The sequence below is a fragment of the Sandarakinorhabdus rubra genome, assembly GCF_010994245.1.
Classification (GTDB): domain Bacteria; phylum Pseudomonadota; class Alphaproteobacteria; order Sphingomonadales; family Sphingomonadaceae; genus Sandarakinorhabdus; species Sandarakinorhabdus rubra.
Genome location: NZ_WMHO01000481.1, coordinates 1 through 521 on the forward strand (window position 1 = coordinate 1; position 521 = coordinate 521).

At 73.3% G+C, this 521-nt stretch carries 1 protein-coding gene; it reads right to left on the reverse strand.

Translation table 11 applies throughout. The annotated features are described in order from the left end of the window. Positions 1-32: 32 nt before the first annotated feature. A partial coding sequence (locus GJV64_RS15410) for a P1 family peptidase (protein ID WP_205599678.1) occupies positions 33-521 on the reverse strand: 489 nt, incomplete at its 5' end.

Here is a 521-nt window from a genome sequence, read left to right on the forward strand (position 1 = left end):
GCGCTGGCCGCGCGGCTGGCGGCGCTGGCCGATCAGTAAAGCCCCACCGCCTGGCGCACCGCTGCGGCGACCAGATCGGCCGCCACGGTGGCCACCAGCGCCAGCGCGGCATCCTCGATGGGGCCGCTGCCGGGCGCGGCGGTGGACAGGGCAAAGATGCAATCGCCATCGAACTGGGTGTGGACGGGGCGCACCGCGCGGGCCAACCCGGAGTGTGCCACCATCGCCATCCTGAGCGCCTGTGCACGGCTGAGCGGCGCATTGGTGGCGACCGCCCCGATCACCGTGTTCTGTCGGCCGAACGTGCGGTGCCGGGAAAGCTTGGGCATCGCCACCGCGCCATCGGGCGGGGCATCGGCATAAACCTCGCCAAAGCTGTTGGCGGCGATCAGCGCGCCCACCACGATCCCGGCCAGCCCGTCATCATCGAGCCGGCGTGACAGGCTGCCGATGCCGCCGGCGCGGCTGCCCGAACGGGCGCCGAAACCGGCGCCTAGCGGCCCGTGGCCATCGCTGCCCGG